The sequence below is a fragment of the Denitratisoma sp. agr-D3 genome (genome assembly GCF_054658675.1).
Genome location: NZ_BAAGIA010000001.1, coordinates 285,513 through 301,160, shown reverse-complemented (window position 1 = coordinate 301,160; position 15,648 = coordinate 285,513). Strand labels below are relative to the sequence as shown.

The 15,648-nt window shown below is 64.7% G+C and carries 19 protein-coding genes; 14 read left to right on the top strand and 5 right to left on the bottom strand.

Translation table 11 applies throughout. The features are described 5' to 3' along the window. Positions 1-18 precede the first annotated feature (18 nt). The 10 genes from ACYQ2U_RS01440 (at position 19) to nudB (ending at position 8,469) form a co-directional block, all read left to right on the top strand. The gene (locus ACYQ2U_RS01440) at positions 19-849 is read left to right on the top strand and encodes a cytochrome C assembly family protein (RefSeq protein WP_459948555.1); all 831 of its coding nucleotides are present in this window, start codon (positions 19-21) and stop codon (positions 847-849) included. A gap of 54 nt (positions 850-903) precedes the next feature. Beyond that, entirely contained in the window at positions 904-2,214 is a 1,311-nt protein-coding gene (locus ACYQ2U_RS01435) for an HlyC/CorC family transporter (RefSeq protein WP_459948554.1), read from the top strand. Between the two features lie 64 nt (positions 2,215-2,278). Further along, positions 2,279-3,496, top strand: coding sequence for a type II secretion system F family protein (locus tag ACYQ2U_RS01430; RefSeq protein WP_459948553.1), 1,218 nt, complete (start codon positions 2,279-2,281; stop codon positions 3,494-3,496). A 4-nt stretch (positions 3,497-3,500) separates the two neighbouring features. Beyond that, positions 3,501-4,349 (top strand): prepilin peptidase, encoded by an 849-nt coding sequence (locus ACYQ2U_RS01425; protein WP_459948552.1) that lies wholly within the window; start codon positions 3,501-3,503, stop codon positions 4,347-4,349. Positions 4,350-4,439: 90 nt separating this feature from the next. Beyond that, positions 4,440-4,694, top strand: coding sequence for an FmdB family zinc ribbon protein (locus tag ACYQ2U_RS01420; protein ID WP_459948551.1), 255 nt, complete (start codon positions 4,440-4,442; stop codon positions 4,692-4,694). An 8-nt stretch (positions 4,695-4,702) separates the two neighbouring features. Continuing rightward, entirely contained in the window at positions 4,703-5,335 is a 633-nt protein-coding gene (locus ACYQ2U_RS01415) for a DUF502 domain-containing protein (RefSeq protein WP_459948550.1), read from the top strand. Between the two features lie 65 nt (positions 5,336-5,400). After that, entirely contained in the window at positions 5,401-7,188 is a 1,788-nt protein-coding gene (gene aspS, locus ACYQ2U_RS01410) for an aspartate--tRNA ligase (RefSeq protein WP_459949228.1), read from the top strand. Between the two features lie 24 nt (positions 7,189-7,212). Then, on the top strand, positions 7,213-7,572 hold the full coding sequence (locus ACYQ2U_RS01405; protein WP_459948549.1) for a guanyl-specific ribonuclease: 360 nt from the start codon (positions 7,213-7,215) through the stop codon (positions 7,570-7,572). Positions 7,573-7,579: 7 nt separating this feature from the next. Then, positions 7,580-8,032: a barstar family protein gene (locus ACYQ2U_RS01400; RefSeq protein WP_459948548.1), complete on the top strand. Its 453-nt coding sequence runs from the start codon at positions 7,580-7,582 to the stop codon at positions 8,030-8,032. Next, the gene (gene nudB, locus ACYQ2U_RS01395) at positions 8,029-8,469 is read left to right on the top strand and encodes a dihydroneopterin triphosphate diphosphatase (RefSeq protein ID WP_459948547.1); all 441 of its coding nucleotides are present in this window, start codon (positions 8,029-8,031) and stop codon (positions 8,467-8,469) included. The genes ACYQ2U_RS01400 and nudB overlap by 4 nt, the downstream gene beginning before the upstream one ends. On the opposite strand, the gene ACYQ2U_RS01390 is transcribed toward nudB, so the two are convergent. Continuing rightward, positions 8,441-8,659, bottom strand: coding sequence for a cysteine-rich CWC family protein (locus ACYQ2U_RS01390; RefSeq protein ID WP_459949227.1), 219 nt, complete (start codon positions 8,657-8,659; stop codon positions 8,441-8,443). The two genes, nudB and ACYQ2U_RS01390, sit on opposite strands and share 29 nt — an antisense overlap. Positions 8,660-8,826: 167 nt before the next feature. Between ACYQ2U_RS01390 and ACYQ2U_RS01385 the strand changes: the two genes are divergently transcribed. After that, positions 8,827-9,240, top strand: coding sequence for an Hsp20/alpha crystallin family protein (locus ACYQ2U_RS01385; RefSeq protein WP_459948546.1), 414 nt, complete (start codon positions 8,827-8,829; stop codon positions 9,238-9,240). 44 nt (positions 9,241-9,284) lie between these two features. Here the strand turns inward: ACYQ2U_RS01385 and ACYQ2U_RS01380 are convergent, their stop codons facing one another. Further along, on the bottom strand, positions 9,285-9,530 hold the full coding sequence (locus tag ACYQ2U_RS01380) for a helix-turn-helix domain-containing protein (RefSeq protein WP_459948545.1): 246 nt from the start codon (positions 9,528-9,530) through the stop codon (positions 9,285-9,287). 123 nt (positions 9,531-9,653) lie between these two features. Between ACYQ2U_RS01380 and ACYQ2U_RS01375 the strand changes: the two genes are divergently transcribed. From ACYQ2U_RS01375 to ACYQ2U_RS01365, 3 genes are all read left to right on the top strand, one after another. Next, entirely contained in the window at positions 9,654-11,411 is a 1,758-nt protein-coding gene (locus ACYQ2U_RS01375) for a sensor domain-containing protein (RefSeq protein ID WP_459948544.1), read from the top strand. Positions 11,412-11,493: 82 nt separating this feature from the next. Continuing rightward, a complete protein-coding gene (argB, locus tag ACYQ2U_RS01370) occupies positions 11,494-12,378 on the top strand; it encodes an acetylglutamate kinase (RefSeq protein ID WP_459948543.1) in 885 nt (294 codons plus the stop codon). A 115-nt stretch (positions 12,379-12,493) separates the two neighbouring features. After that, positions 12,494-13,135 carry a pyrimidine 5'-nucleotidase gene (locus tag ACYQ2U_RS01365; protein ID WP_459948542.1) on the top strand — a complete coding sequence of 214 codons (642 nt, stop codon included), beginning with the start codon at positions 12,494-12,496 and terminating at the stop codon, positions 13,133-13,135. A 9-nt stretch (positions 13,136-13,144) separates the two neighbouring features. Here ACYQ2U_RS01365 and minC read toward each other — a convergent pair whose 3' ends face one another. The 3 genes from minC to nrdR form a co-directional block, all read right to left on the bottom strand. Then, entirely contained in the window at positions 13,145-13,897 is a 753-nt protein-coding gene (gene minC, locus ACYQ2U_RS01360) for a septum site-determining protein MinC (protein ID WP_459948541.1), read from the bottom strand. A 108-nt stretch (positions 13,898-14,005) separates the two neighbouring features. Next, positions 14,006-15,103 (bottom strand): bifunctional diaminohydroxyphosphoribosylaminopyrimidine deaminase/5-amino-6-(5-phosphoribosylamino)uracil reductase RibD, encoded by a 1,098-nt coding sequence (gene ribD / locus ACYQ2U_RS01355; RefSeq protein ID WP_459948540.1) that lies wholly within the window; start codon positions 15,101-15,103, stop codon positions 14,006-14,008. Then, positions 15,103-15,579: a transcriptional regulator NrdR gene (gene nrdR, locus ACYQ2U_RS01350; RefSeq protein WP_459948539.1), complete on the bottom strand. Its 477-nt coding sequence runs from the start codon at positions 15,577-15,579 to the stop codon at positions 15,103-15,105. The genes ribD and nrdR overlap by 1 nt, the downstream gene beginning before the upstream one ends. Positions 15,580-15,648: the final 69 nt, after the last annotated feature.

Sequence of the window (15,648 nt, the reverse complement as noted above, 5' to 3'; positions counted from 1 at the left end):
TTGCGTTAGACTTGCAGGATGCCTGCGATTTTACTGCATCTGATTCCCGCCGCCCTCTACGCCGCCCTGGCCGCCTGGCTATGGCGCAGTCGTTGGCAGGGCGCCACCCTGGCCCGCCCCGCCCCGGTCATCCATCCGGCCGAGCGGTTTGGTCTGTTCCTGGCCCTGCTGTTCCACGCCGTCAGCCTGCGGGAGGGCATCTTCCCCCAGGGGGTGATGCACTTCGGCTTTGCCACCGCTCTTTCCGCCATGCTCTGGCTGGCCCTGGCCCTGTACTGGATCGAGAGCTTCTACATCCGCATCGACGGCCTGTCCCTGCTCGGCCTGCCGGTGGCCGCCGTCTGCGTGCTGCTACCGGCCCTGGTGCCGGAGGAACACATCATCGCCAACGCCGCCAATCCGGCCTTCCGCATCCATTTCCTGATGGCCATGCTGGCCTACAGCCTGTTCACCATCGCCGCCCTCCACGCCCTGCTGATGACGGCCCTGGAAAAGCATCTGCACCAAGGTCGCCTTTCCCCCTTGCTGGCCAGCCTGCCGCCCTTGCTGACTATGGAACGCCTGCTGTTCCGCCTGGTGAACGTGGCCTTCCTGTTGCTGACCCTGACCTTGCTGTCCGGGGTGCTCTTTTCCGAGGAACTGTTCGGCAAGCCCCTCACCTTCAGCCATAAGGTCTTGTTCGCCTTCATTTCCTGGTTCACCTTCGGCGCCCTGCTGGTCGGCCGCCACTTCCGCGGCTGGCGCGGCAAGACTGCCCTGCGCTGGACCCTGGCCGGCTTCGGCATCCTGCTGCTGGCCTACGTCGGCAGCTATTTCGTGCTGGACGTGCTGCTGCACCGGGCGGCTTGACAGCCGGCAACGGCCACCCAATACTGCGCCTTCCCGTATTTCCCCGCCCCACCCTTGGAAGACGTTCCCCTTTCGGCCCAACTGGCCTTTCTAGCCTTCCTGCTGATCATTTCCGGTTTCTTCGCCATGGCCGAAACGGCCATGATGGCCTGCAACCGCTATCGCCTGCGGGCCCAGGCCCAGGGCGGCCATCGCGGCGCCCAAAAGGTCCTCGGCCTGCTGGCCAAGACCGACAAGCTGCTGGGGGTGATCCTCCTTTTCAACACCCTAATCAACGCCGCCATCGCCACCCTGGCGGGGGTCATCACCGTGCAATTGTTCGGCGAGGAAAAGTGGGTGCTCGGCGTCGGCACCCTGGTGGTTTCCTTCTTCATCCTGGTCTTCGCCGAAATCACGCCCAAGGTCATCGGCGCCGGCACCCCCGACAAGCTGGCCCTGGCCTCGGCCCATGTACTGGGCCCCATCCTGCGCCTGTCCGACCCGGTGATCTCGGCCATCAACCTGCTGGTCACCGGCATGCTGCGGCTCATGCGGCTGAAAGGCAGCGGCGCCCACGAACCCAAGCCCCTCAGCCCCGAGGAACTGCGCTCGGTGGTGCTGGAATCCTCCCACGGCATCCCCGAACGGCACCGGGACATCCTATTGAATCTGTTCGAACTGGAACAGGTGACGGTGGACGACATCATGGTGCCCCGTGGTGCCATGGAGGCCCTGGACCTGGAGGCCGATCCGGAGTTGACCCTGTCCCAACTGAGCACCAGCTACCATCGCCGCCTCCCCGTCTATGCCGGGGACTTGAACAACATCCTCGGCATCCTGCTCAAACGCCGCCTGCTGGCCCAGGCCATGGCGGGCGAAATCCCTGACACCGAGGCCCTGCGGGAACACTTGGTGGAGCCCTACTTCATCCCCGCCGGCACCGGCATCTACGCCCAGTTGCAGTTTTTCCAGGAAAACCGCCAGCGCATGGGCCTCGTGGTCGATGAGTACGGCGAAATCCTCGGCCTGGTGACCCTGGAGGACATCATCGAGGAGCTGATCGGCAAATTCACCACCAGCACCCCCGGCGGTGGTTCCGACCTGGCCTGGGACGAAAACGGCGACGCCATGGTGGAAGGCAGCCGTTCCCTGCGGGAAATCAACCGGGACCTGGATCTGGCGCTGCCCACCGATGGCCCCAAAACCCTCAACGGCCTGCTTCTGGAGCACTTTGAGGACATTCCCGAATCCGGCGTCAGCGTCCGTATCGCCGGGGTGCCCATGGAAATCGTGCAAACCCAGGACCGGGCCGTGAAGTTTGTCCGCATCCACCGGCCTTCCTCCCTTTTGCCGTCGCCCCTATCTGTTACCATTTCGGCCGACTAGCACCCCCTGGAACCCTCCAGAACCCCACGGCTGAGGCATTTGGCCAACGGAACAGGAAGCAGGCATGGCGACTGCGGCAAAGAACAGCGTAAAAGAAAGCAACTTTTCCTGGGAGGGAAAGGACAAGTCCGGCAAGATCATGCGCGGCGAGATGCGCGCCGCCGGCGAGGCCGTGGTCCGTACCTCCCTGCGTCGCCAGGGCATCCTGGTCAGCAAGGTCAAAAAGCAAAGCACCAAGGGTGGCGGCAAGATCACCGAGAAGGACATCACCCTCTTTACTCGCCAGCTGGCCACCATGATGAAGGCCGGCGTGCCCCTGCTGCAATCCTTCGATATCGTCGGCAAGGGCGCCAGCAACCCGGCCGTGGGCCGCTTGCTGCTGGACGTGAAGACCGAGGTGGAAACCGGCTCCAGCCTCAACCAGGCCTTCCGCAAACATCCCCAGTATTTCGACCCCCTGTTCTGCAACCTGGTGGCGGCGGGGGAACAGGCCGGCATCCTGGAAACCCTGCTGGACCGGCTGGCCACCTACAAGGAAAAAATCCTCGGCATCAAGGCCAAGATCAAGAGCGCCCTGTTCTACCCCACGGCCGTGATCGTGGTGGCCTTCATCGTCCTGGCGGTGATCATGATTTTCGTGATTCCCCAGTTCAAGGCCGTGTTCACCAGCTTCGGCGCCGAACTACCGGCGCCGACAGTGTTCGTCATGACCATGTCCGAGTATTTCGTCTCCTACTGGTACATCATCTTCGGCAGCATCGGCGGCGGCCTGTTCGCCCTGTCCAACGCCCTCAAGCGCTCGGTGCCGCTGCAAATCGCCCGCGACCGCCTGGTGCTGCGTCTGCCCGTGTTCGGCGACCTGCTGAAGAAGGCCACCATCGCCCGCTGGACGCGCACCCTGTCCACCATGTTCGCCGCCGGGGTGCCCCTGGTGGAGGCCTTGGACTCGGTGGGCGGTGCCGCCGGCAACTACGTGTACCGCACCGCCACCAAGCAGATCCAGCATGAGGTCAGCACCGGCAACAGCCTCACCGTCTCCATGCAGAACACCAACATCTTCCCGCCCATGGTGATCCAGATGGTGGCTATCGGCGAGGAATCGGGCCAGGTGGACAGCATGCTGGGCAAGGTGGCCGACTTCTTCGAAGCGGAAGTGGACGATGCGGTGGAGGCCCTCTCCAGCCTGATGGAGCCCATGATCATGGCTTTCCTCGGGGTGGTCATCGGCGGCATCATCATCGCCATGTACCTGCCCATTTTCAAACTCGGCGCCGTCACCTGACCCCATGACCCTCGACCCTTTCCTGCTCACCGCGGGCTGCGCCCTGCTGGGCCTGTTGATCGGCAGTTTCCTCAATGTGGTGATCCATCGCTTGCCCAAGATGATGGAGCAGGACTGGGCCGCCCAATGCGCCGAGTTGCAGGGGCAGGCACCGACCACCGCGCCGCCGCTGGGCCTGGCTACGCCCCGTTCCCACTGCCCCCACTGCAATCGGGCCATCGATGCCCGGGACAACATTCCCCTGCTCAGCTACCTGCTGTTGGGCGGAAGATGCCGCTACTGCTGCACCCCGATCTCCATCCGCTATCCCCTGGTGGAGGCCTTGACCGGCCTCTTGTTCGCCTTTGCCGCCTGGAAGCTCGGCCCCGGTTGGCCCCTGGCCGCCGCCCTGGCCTTCCTCTCCGCCGCCGTGGTGCTGGCCTTCATCGACCTCGACACCCAGTTGCTGCCCGACGACATCACCCTGCCCCTGCTTTGGCTGGGATTGCTGGTCAATGCCTGGAACACCTTCACCGACCTGGAAAGTGCCGTATTCGGCGCCGTGGCCGGCTACCTGGCCCTTTGGTCGGTGTATTGGCTGTTCAAGCTGGCCACCGGCAAGGAAGGCATGGGCTACGGCGACTTCAAGCTACTGGCCGCCATCGGCGCCTGGCTGGGCTGGCAGATGCTGCCCTTGACCATCCTGCTGTCCTCCCTGGTGGGTGCCGTGACGGGCATCGCCCTGATCCTGCTGGCCCGGCGCGGACGCAACGTGCCCATGCCCTTTGGCCCCTACCTGGCCGCCGCCGGCGTCATCGCCCTGTTTTGGGGCAAGCCCCTGAGCCAGCTCTACCTGGGCACCCTGGCGCCTTGAAAAGCGCGCTTCCGCCCCCATCCTCCCGCTGAATCCGCCGGTTGGCGGGTGTCCCTGCGTTATAATTTCCTTCTTTTTGCGGAGGTGCCCATGCCCATCTACGCCTATCGTTGTTCCAGTTGCGGTTTTGAAAAGGACGTCATGCAAAAAATGGCGGACGCGCCGCTGACCACCTGTCCCGAATGCAAGAAGGAAACCTTCGGCAAGCAGCTCACTGCCGCCGGCTTCCAGCTCAAGGGCTCGGGTTGGTACGCCACCGACTTCAAGGGCGGCAGTTCCGCCGCGCCCAAGAAGGACAATCCGCCCCCCTGCCAGGGCGGCACCGGCTCCTGCCCTTCCTGCTGACATCGCCCTTGAAAAAATACTTCATCACCGGTCTGCTGATCTGGGTCCCCCTGGCCATCACCGCCTGGGTGTTGGCCCTGATCGTGCGGACCATGGACCAGTCGCTGCTGCTGCTGCCCCAGGGGCTCCAGCCGGAGCGGCTGATCGGCTTCTATGTGCCCGGCATCGGCGCCCTGCTGACCCTGCTGGTGGTGTTCACCACGGGCCTGGTTACCGCCAACATCCTGGGTCAGAAGTTGGTACGTTTCTGGGAAGGCGTGCTGTCCCGCATCCCTGTGGTGAAGTCCATCTACTACAGCGTCAAGCAGGTGTCGGACACCTTGTTTTCCGGCTCCGGCGAGGCTTTCCGCAAGGTGCTGCTGGTGCGCTATCCCCACCCGGAGGCCTGGGCCGTGGCCTTTCAGACCGGCACGCCCCCCTTCATGGTGACGCAGCACGTCAAGGATGAGCTGATCAGCGTCTTCATCCCCACCGCCCCCAGCCCGGTGAACGGTTTTTTCTTCTTCGTCCGCAAGTCCGAGACCGTCGAACTCGACATCAGCGTCGACGAGGCCCTCAAGTACATCGTCTCCATGGGCGTGGTCATTCCCGCCCCGGCCTACCCCGCCACCAGCCTGGTGGCACGAGCGCAAAACGAATAGACCCTTTTCAAGCAACCCCGCGCCGCCCCCATCGGGCGGCTTTCATTTTTGAGCCATTGACCATGATGCGTACCCACTACTGCGGCCAACTGAACGCCGGACTCGTCGACCAAGTCGTCACCATTTGCGGCTGGGCCCACCGTCGCCGCGACCACGGCGGCGTGATCTTCATCGACCTGCGCGACCGGGAAGGCCTGGCCCAGGTGGTTTGCGATCCCGATCGCGCCGACATGTTCAAGCTGGCCGAAACCGTGCGCAATGAGTTCGTCCTCAAGATCACCGGCAAGGTCCGTCGCCGTCCCGCGGGCACCGAAAACACCAACCTGGCTTCCGGCGAAATCGAACTGCTGTGTCATGAGCTGGAAGTGCTCAACCCCGCCGTCACGCCCCCCTTCATGCTGGACGACGAAAACCTCTCCGAAAACGTGCGCCTGACCCATCGTGTGGTGGACTTGCGCCGTCCCCAGATGGTCAAGAACCTCATGCTGCGCTACAAGGTGGCCATGGCGTTCCGCCGCTTCCTTGACGGCAAGGGCTTCGTGGATATCGAAACCCCCATGCTGACCAAGAGCACCCCCGAAGGCGCTCGCGACTACCTAGTGCCCAGCCGCGTGCACGATGGTCAGTTCTTCGCCCTGCCCCAATCGCCCCAGCTCTTCAAACAGATGCTGATGGTGGCCGGTTTCGACCGCTACTACCAGATCACCAAGTGCTTCCGCGACGAAGACCTGCGCGCCGACCGTCAGCCCGAATTCACCCAGGTGGATATCGAAACCTCCTTCATGGATGAAGACGACATCACCGCCCTGATGGAAGAAATGATCCGCAGCATCTTCAAGGAAACCCTCTCCGTCGATCTGCCCAATCCCTTCCCCCGCATGAGCTACGGCGAAGCCATGGCCCGCTTCGGTTCCGACAAGCCCGACCTGCGCGTGACCCTGGAACTGGTGGATGTCACCGACGCCGTCACCGACGTGGCCTTCAAGGTTTTCTCCGGCCCCGCCACCACCGGTGGCCGTGTCGCCGCCCTGCGCATCCCCGGCGGCAACAGCCTCTCCCGTGGCGAGATCGACGGCTACACCGAGTTCGTCAAGATCTACGGCGCCAAGGGTCTGGCCTACATCAAGGTCAATGACGTCACCCAGCTCAACGAAACCGGCCTACAGTCCCCCATCGTCAAGAACATCCACGAGCAGGCCCTGAAGACCATCATGGAGCGTACCGGCGCCCAGAACGGCGACCTGATCTTCTTCGGCGCCGACAAGACCAAGGTGGTAAACGACGCCCTCGGCGCCCTGCGCATCAAAATCGGCCACGAAAAGGGCTACCTCAACGGCAAGGCCTGGGAGCCGCTGTGGGTGGTGGACTTCCCCATGTTCGAATACGACGAGGACGACAAGCGCTGGACCGCCTGTCACCACCCCTTCACCAGCCCCAAGGACGGCCACGAGGAATACCTCAAGACCGATCCCGGCAAGTGTCTGGCCAAGGCCTATGACCTGGCCCTCAACGGCTGGGAAATCGGCGGCGGCTCCGTCCGTATCCACAAGGCCGAAGTGCAGGCCAAGGTGTTCGAGGCCCTGGGCATCAACGAAGAAGAACAGCAACTCAAGTTCGGCTTCCTGCTCGACGCCCTCAAGTACGGCGCCCCTCCCCACGGCGGCCTGGCCTTCGGCCTGGACCGTATCGTCACCATGATGACCGGCGCCGAATCCATCCGCGACGTGATCGCCTTCCCCAAGACCCAGCGCGCCCAGTGTCTGCTCACCAACGCCCCAAGCCCGGTGGACGAAAAGCAACTGCGCGAACTGCACATCCGTCTGCGCAACACCCAGCCCGCCGCGCAGGGCTGACCGTCCGCCCCATCCCTGCCGCACATGTGGCGCCTGCTCCTTGCCCTGTTCCTCGCCGCCCTGTGCGGCCTGGGGCAGGCCAGGGAGGGGTGGAACGACCGCCTCGCGCCCCCTGTTGTCGCCCAGGACGAGCTTCCCCGCGAAGCCCGGGATACCCTGGCCTTAATCGACCGGGGCGGACCCTTCCCCTACCACCGCGACGGCATCCCCTTCGGCAACTACGAAAAGCGACTGCCCGGCCGTCCCCGCGGCTACTACCGGGAATACACCGTGCCGACGCCGGGCGAACGGGACCGGGGCGCCCGGCGCATCATCGTGGGCGCAGGTGGGGAGCGCTACTACACGCCCGACCACTATCAACGTTTCTGGCGCATCCAGCCCTGACGCCGCCATGACAACGAATCCCTATCGCTCCCTGTTGCATCGCGCCGACCTGGCCGGGGTCTATCGCCTGCCGTCACAGGGCAGCGCACCGTTGGCCGCCGCAGCGAGGGATTGCGACTATCGCGTCTTTGCCGTGGACCTGGGCGCGATACGCGACAAGGCCGGCATGCTGGCCGCCATCGCCCATGCCTTCGACTTCCCCCACTGGTTCGGCGGCAACTACGACGGGCTGTACGACTGCCTGAGCGATCTGGGTTGGCAGCCCGCGCGGGGATACCTGTTGCTGCTCGACCATGGCGACACCCTGCGCAGCGCGGCGGCGGGGGATTTCCGCACCCTCCTCAACCTGCTGGACGAGGTGGCGGCGGACTGGCGGCAAAGAGGCGTTGCCTTCTGGTGCCTGGTGGACGCCCACGGGGATGGCGTGGCCGAGTTGCCCGCCATGACGGACGGACGATGAAATACAAGATCCCGGTCTCGGTGCTGGTGGTGATCCATACCCCGGCGTTGGACGTCCTGCTGCTGGAACGAGCCAAGCAGCCGGGCTTGTGGCAGTCGGTGACCGGCAGCCAGGAAGCCGGGGAAACCCTGTTGCAAACCGCTCGGCGCGAAGTGGCCGAGGAGACGGGCCTGACGCCGCCGGCGACGGACTTCATCCCCTGGAACGTCGCCAACAACTTCCGCATCACCCTGACGCCGGAGCGCTTTGCGCCGGGCACCAGCCACAACCGCGAACACGTGTTCAGCCTCTGCCTCCCCGCCCCCGTACCGGTCACCCTGGCCCCGGACGAACACCTGGCCTGGCGCTGGCTGCCCTGGCGCGAAGCGGCTCAGGCCTGCTTTTCCTGGAGCAACCGGGATGCGATTCTCATACTTGGTCTGGGGCAGCCGACGTAAGCGGCGCGGCCTCCGTCGGCAGTCCCGTCAATGCCTTTAGGCAGGCGGGGCAGTAGCACCCCTTGCCTTGGCGGTATTGGGCCGGCAAGGTCGGCATCGACATGCACCAGCAACTCCCCTCGCCCCGGCTCACGCCGCAGCCGAACGCCGCGCCGCAGCGCGGGCAGCGCTCGTATTTCTCTTTCGTCATCTCGTCGTCACGATCCATGCTTCATGTTTTGCCACGATCCCGGGCGTGCAATCTACGGCCAAGATAGAGCCAAGGCAAGGCATGTGGCGTGGGGACTTGAAATCCACCAATGGGCGCCTATCTAAAGGGCATGGGCGTTCTTGCCCGATTTTCACAGGAGACTACCGATGAGCAACATCATCCGCCACGATCCGCTCGACGATTTCTTCCGCGGCTTCTTCGTCCGCCCCGTGGATTTCAACGCCGCCGGCGAGGCGCCGACCATCAAGCTGGACGTCAAGGAACAGGAAAAGCAGTACCTAGTCCATGCCGACCTGCCCGGCATCAAGAAAGAGGACATCCATGTCCACATTGACGGCCCCGTCGTCTCCATCAGCGCCGAACGCAAGCAGGAAAAGGAAGTGAAGGAAGGGGAGCGGGTGTTGCGCACCGAACGCACCTTCGGCAAGGTGTCCCGCAGCTTCCAGTTGGGCCAGGATATCGATGAAGCCAGCGCCGTGGCGCGCTTTACCGATGGGGTGTTGGAATTGACCCTGCCCAAGAAGACCGCCGCCCAATCACGGCGGCTGACCATCGAATAAACACGGCAGGGAAAGGATCGGGACCGCCACGGCGGTCCCGGCGCTCAAACCTCGAACAGGCGGCTGACCGGCACGCTGAGCGCCATGGCGATGCGCTCGATGTTGTTGAGGGAGATATTGCGGGCACCCCGCTCCACATGGGCGACGAAAGTCCTGTGCAACCCGGCCTCCAGGGCCAGGGCTTCCTGGGACCAGCCGCGGGCGGCACGCAAGGCGCGGATATTCCGGGAAAGGGTTTCCCGGGCGCTTTCCACCTTGGTGAGTCCTGACAGTTTGACGAGTGCGTCCATAGTGTTTTGATGGTGAAGGATGGATACTTTTAAGTCATCCGCCTATAAGTCACATCGGCAAATTCTACGTCGTCCCGGGGCTTTCGGGTTAACCTTGCCGGACGTTGTCCAGGCGCCCCGCACATGAACCCAGTGACCTCCGCAGCCAGTTCCTCCGACGATCTTGAAAAACTGAAGTGGGTCACCCACGCTTTCGCCAATTCCCATAACGGCATCCTGATCACCGATGCCCAGGGTGTCGTGCTCGACGTCAATCCGGCCCTGAGCAAGATCACCGGCTATAGCCGGGATGAGGTCATCGGCAAAACACCAAAGCTGTTTCGCTCCGGCCTCCACGACGACAGCTTTTACGCCGAGTTGTGGCAAGGACTGAAGCAGCAAGGCTGCTGGCAAGGGGAAATCACCAACCGGCGCAAGGACGGGAGCTTTTTCGTCGAATTGCTGGCCATCCATGCCATCTTTGCCGAGGACGGCCAGCCGGCCTACTACATCGGCAACTTCTTCGACCTGGGCAATCTACAGCCATCCCGGCAGTTGCCCGGCACCGCCTTCCACCACGACCTGCTGACCCAGCTTCCCGGCAAGCCCCTGCTCCTCGACCGGATTCGCCAGTCCCTGGCCTGGCTGCAACGGCAAGGCACGCTGGCGGCTCTGTGCCTGCTCGATATCAACGACTTCGACCAGATGAACCAGCGCCACGGCCACGGCCTAGGCGACGCGGTCTTGGTGGAAATCGCCGACCGCCTGCGTTGCGCCGTCCGCGAGGGCGACACCGTCGCCCGCCTGGAGGGCAACACCTTTGCCGTGCTGATCGCCGACATCGACAGCGAGGAAGAAATCGAACTGGTGGTGAACCGGATGACCATGGTCCTCGCCGTGCCCCTCGAACAACTCGACGGCTACCGTCTCAGCGCCAGCATCGGCCTCGCCATCTACCCCCTCGACAGCCAGTCGCCGCAACAGCTGCTGGGCAACGCCCAACGCGCCCTGCAAACGGCCAAGCAGCTCAGCCCCAAGCATCCGGGCAAAAGCTGTCGCTATATTTTCGACGCGGATGACGCCGCCTGCGCCGACGACGCCGAGGAAAGCCTGCCCCTGCTGCGGGAAGCCCTGAACTCGGGGGAATTCCAACTCCACTACCAACCCATCGTGAACCTGCAACAGGGCCGGATCGAGAGCTTCGAGGCGTCGATCCGCTGGTGCCACCCCGACCGGGGCCTGCTCGGCGCCAAGGAATCCCTCTCGCTGTTGCCGTACCGGATGGAACACGGCGCCTTGGCCGTCGAGTTCGACCTGTGGGCAATCAAGTCCGCCCTGGAACAGGTCATCGCCTGGGAAAAGCGGGGCATCGTCTATCCGGTGCACGTCAACGTCTCCTTGCACCTGCTGCACTGGTCCGGCTTCGAGGCCTCCCTGGCGGAACTGATGGCGCAATACCCGACCAAGTCACCCCTCAGTCTCGAACTGCGCATCGACGACAATGCGCCCCTGTCCGACCTGGCCTTGACCAGTCGCGTCATCGAAGCCTGCCGCAAGCTGGGCATGGCCGTCATTCTGGACAACTTCGGCCGGGGCTACGCCTCCCTCACCTATCTCAAATACCTGCCCGCCCAGGTACTCAAGATCGACACCAGCCTTGTCCACGGCATGCTGACCGATGCCGGGGACAAGGCCATGGTGGAAAGCATCCTCGGCCTGGCCCGGGCCTTCCGCCGCCGGGTGATCGCCGAGGGGGTCGGTACCGAGGAACAGATCCGCGTCCTGACCGACCTCGGCTGCGACGCCGCCCAAGGCCACGGCATCGGCCTGGCCATGGCGGCGGCGGACATCCCCGCCTGGCTGGCGGGCTACCGCCAGGCCGCCGTCGGCCAAGCAACCTGAGCCGGTACGGCCAACCGCACGCGCCACAACGGAGCCCGCTAGAATGCGGGCTCTTTTCTTTTGTACCCTCTCCGCCCCAGCCATGAGCGATATCCCCAGCCCCCTCGTCAAAGCCGGCATCCTGGCCGAAGCCCTGCCCTACATCCAGAAATTCCACGGCAAGACCATCGTCGTCAAATACGGTGGCAACGCCATGACCGACGAGCACCTCAAGCAGTGTTTCGCCCGGGACGTGGTGCTGCTCAAGCTGGTGGGCATGAACGTGGTGGTGGTGCACGGCGGCGGTCCCCAGATCGAAAGCCTGCTGGCCAAGGTGGGCAAGAAGGGCGAATTCATCCAGGGCATGCGCGTGACCGACGCGGAAACCATGGAACTGGTGGAAATGGTGCTCGGCGGCCAGGTGAACAAGGACGTGGTGAACCTCATCAACCAGGCCGGCGGCAAGGCCGTGGGCCTCACCGGCAAGGACGGCAACCTGATCCGCGCCCGCAAGCTAATGATGGAAGACAAGGACAACCCCGGCGACCTGATCGACATCGGCCAGGTGGGGGATATCGTCTCCATCGACCCGGCCCTGATCAGCCTGCTCGATCACGGCGCCTTCATTCCCGTCATCGCCCCCATCGGCGTCGGCGCCGACGGCGAGACCTACAACATCAACGCCGACGTGGTGGCAGGCAAGATCGCCGAGGTGCTCAAGGCCGAAAAACTGGTGCTGCTGACCAACACCCCCGGCGTGCTGGACAAGGAAGGCAAGCTGCTCACCGGCATCACCCCCAAGCAGATCGACGACATGGTCACCGACGGCACCCTGTCCGGCGGCATGCTGCCCAAGATCGGCTCCGCCCTGGACGCCGCCCGCAGCGGCGTGAAGAGCGTGCACATCATCGACGGCCGGGTCGAACACGCCCTACTGCTGGAAATTCTCACCGACGAAGGCGTGGGCACACTGATCAAGTCCAAGTGAGCCCCACCCCACACCCCGCCCCCCGGGCGGGGCGAATCAGTAGCCTCTCCCGCGAGGGAGAGGCTGGGAGAAGGCGGCACAGGTTAACGGATCAAACAGCCAGACAGGTGTCGCCATGACGACGCCTGTCTGGCTGTTTGATCTCGATGACACCCTGCACGACGCCAGCGCCCACATCTTTCCCCACATCAACCAGGCCATGACGGCCTACGTGGCGCAACAACTCCAGGTGGACGACGCAGAGGCCAACCGCCTGCGCATGACCTACTGGCAGCGCTACGGCGCCACCCTGACCGGCCTCATGCGCCACCACGGCGTCGATCCCCACCACTTCCTCTGGCATACCCACCAGTTCCCCCGCTTCCACGAACAACTGGTGTTCGACAGCGCGGTGAAGGCCATGCTGCGCCGCCTGCCGGGTCGCAAGATCGTGTTTTCCAACGCCCCCGGCCACTACGCCCGGGCCGTGCTCGACGCCATGGGCATCCGCCCCCTGTTCGACGCCGTCTGGTGCCTGGAACGCCTGCGCTTCGTGCCCAAGCCCTTCGCCAGCGCCTTCCGTCGTCTGCTGCAAGCGGAAGGCATCGATCCCCATCGCTGCATCATGGTGGAGGACAGCGTGGCCAATCTCGCCACGGCCCGACAGTTGGGGATGAAGACGGTGCTGGTGTCCCGCGGCGCACCCCGACCCAGCTGGGTCGATGTGCGCTTGAATTCCGTGCTCGAATTGCCGCGCCGGCTGGGTCGGGAACGCTAAGCAACCCGCTCAGTCCAGGGCCAGGGGCTCGAGACGCAGGGTCAGGGGGCTGGCCGTGCCGCCCTCCAAGCGCACCTGGACCGGCTTGCGCGCCAGCTTGTCGGGTAGGCCCTGCTCGAAAGTGCGATAGACCCCGGCGATGGACACCAGCTCCGCCTCGAAACAAGTGGTGAACACCCGGGCCTGTTCGTCCCCCTGGGCGCCCGCCAGGGCACGGCCCCGCAGCGGCGCGTAAACGTGGATGCTGCCGTCGGCGATCACCTCGGCGCCGGTGGATACCATGGCGGTCAGGATCAGGTCGCCGCCCCGGGCATAGACCCGCTGGCCTGAGCGCAGCGGCTTGTCCACCACCAGGGTGTTGGCCTTGGCGACCGGCGCGGGCGATGGGGGCTCGGCGGCTTTTTCCGCCGCGGGCTTCTTGCTGGGGCGAGCCAACTCGCCGGCATCGATGACCACCAAACCCACGGCGCCGGCGGCTTCGGCCAAGGCCGCGTCGCCATTGCAATAGCCCACCGGCTGCAAGCCATAGTCCCGCAACAGGGCCAGCAGGGCCGGCCAGTCGGCCTGGTTCCCCGCCACACTATCCGCCACCGCACCCAGGTCCAGCACGGCCGCGTCGCCATCGAAGAAACGCCGCTTGCCGCCGGGCATGGCCGCCACCGCCGCCTCCAGGGTCGCCATGTCCAGGGTGGTCAGCAACACCGAGACGACGGACAGGGAAGTGCCCTTGAATTCGATGGCTTTGGCGACGGGAGCGTTCATGGCGACGGAATGGCGATGAAGGAAAGGGCCGAGTCTAGCAGCCGGCGCCGAAGGCCAAGCGCGGGAAAACCATGGGGAAATCCGGGCATCCCCGGCGGCGCAAGGCCCTCAGGGGGCCGTCTTGATGCGGGCCAGCAGACGCTGGTCGGGGCCCACCTGGCGGCGGTCGCCGATATGCAGCAGGGTCTTGCCGCTCAAGCTCGTCAATTCGGCCAGATCGAACATGCCCCGGGCCTTGTCGCCCAGCAACACGGGAGCCTGGTAGATCAGCAACTCGTCCACGCAACCCTCCCGCAACAGGGACCCGTTGAGCTTGTAGCCGGCCTCGGCCATCACCTCGTTGATGCCCCGCGCGGCCAGTTCCGCCAGCAGGCGCGGCAGGTCCACCTTGCCCTGGCCGTTGGCCAGCACGATCACCTCGGCGCCGCGTTTTTGCAAGGCCGCCATGCGGCGCTCGTCGGCCTCGGCGGCAACGATCAGGGCATTGCCGCCATCCAGGATGCGGGCATTGAGGGGCGTCTCCAGACGGCTGTCCACCACCACCCGCAGGGGTTGGCGGCTGACGGGAATGTCCCGCACCGTCAGTTGCGGGTCATCATCACGCACGGTGCCGATGCCGGTCAGCATGGCGCAACTGCGGGCCCGCCAGCGATGAGCATCGCGGCGCGCCTCGGCGCTGGTGATCCATTGGGAATTGCCGTTGTTGAGGGCGGTCTTGCCGTCCAGGCTGGCCGCCACCTTGAGCCGCAGCCAGGGCCGGCCCCGGGTCATGCGGGAAATGAAGCCGATGTTGAGGGCCTCGGCCTCGGCCTGCATCAGGCCCGAAGCAGTGGCGATGCCGGCAACCCGCAGTTTTTCCAAGCCCCGCCCCGCCACTTGGGGATTGGGATCGGTCATAGCCGCCACCACCCGAGCCACGCCGGCGCCGATCAAGGCATCGGCACAAGGCGGCGTACGGCCGAAATGGGAACAGGGCTCAAGGGTGACGTAGGCCGTGGCACCGCAGGCCAGCTCGCCGGCGTTTTGCAGGGCATGCACCTCGGCATGGGGCCCACCGGCCTTTTCATGCCACCCCTCGCCCACCACCCGGCCTTCCCGCACCAGGACGCAACCGACCCGGGGATTGGGCGTCGTGGTGTTGAGGCCCCGCTCAGCCAGACGCAGGGCAAGGGCCATGTAGGCCTGATCGGCAGGGGAAAAAGTCATTACTGGTCGGTTTTGCGCCGACGGGGCGTGGCCTGGAACTCGCGGATGGCGTCGGAAAACTCGTCCACGTCCTCGAAGTTGCGATAGACGGAGGCGAAGCGGATATAGGCCACCTTGTCCAGTTTCTTGAGTTCGCGCATCACCAGTTCGCCGACCCGGTCGGAAGCCACTTCCCGCTCGCCCAGGCTCACCAGCTTTTCGCCGATGCGATCCACGGCGGCGTCGATGCTCTCCATGGTCACCGGCCGCTTGCGCAGGGCCAGCATCATGCTCGCCAGCAACTTGTCGCGGCTGAACTCGCTGCGGGTGCCGTTCTTCTTGACGATCTGCGGCATCTGCAACTCCACCCGTTCATAGGTGGTGAAACGCTTGTCGCAGGCCGGGCAACGACGGCGACGACGGATGGTATCGCCGTCGTCGTTCACCCGGGTGTCGATCACCTGGGTGTCGGGGTCGTTGCAGAAGGGACATTTCATTGAAATGTCCCTTCTGCAACGCCAGCGGGTGAGCCATCCCCCCAGCCCCCTTCCCGAGGAAGGGGGTGA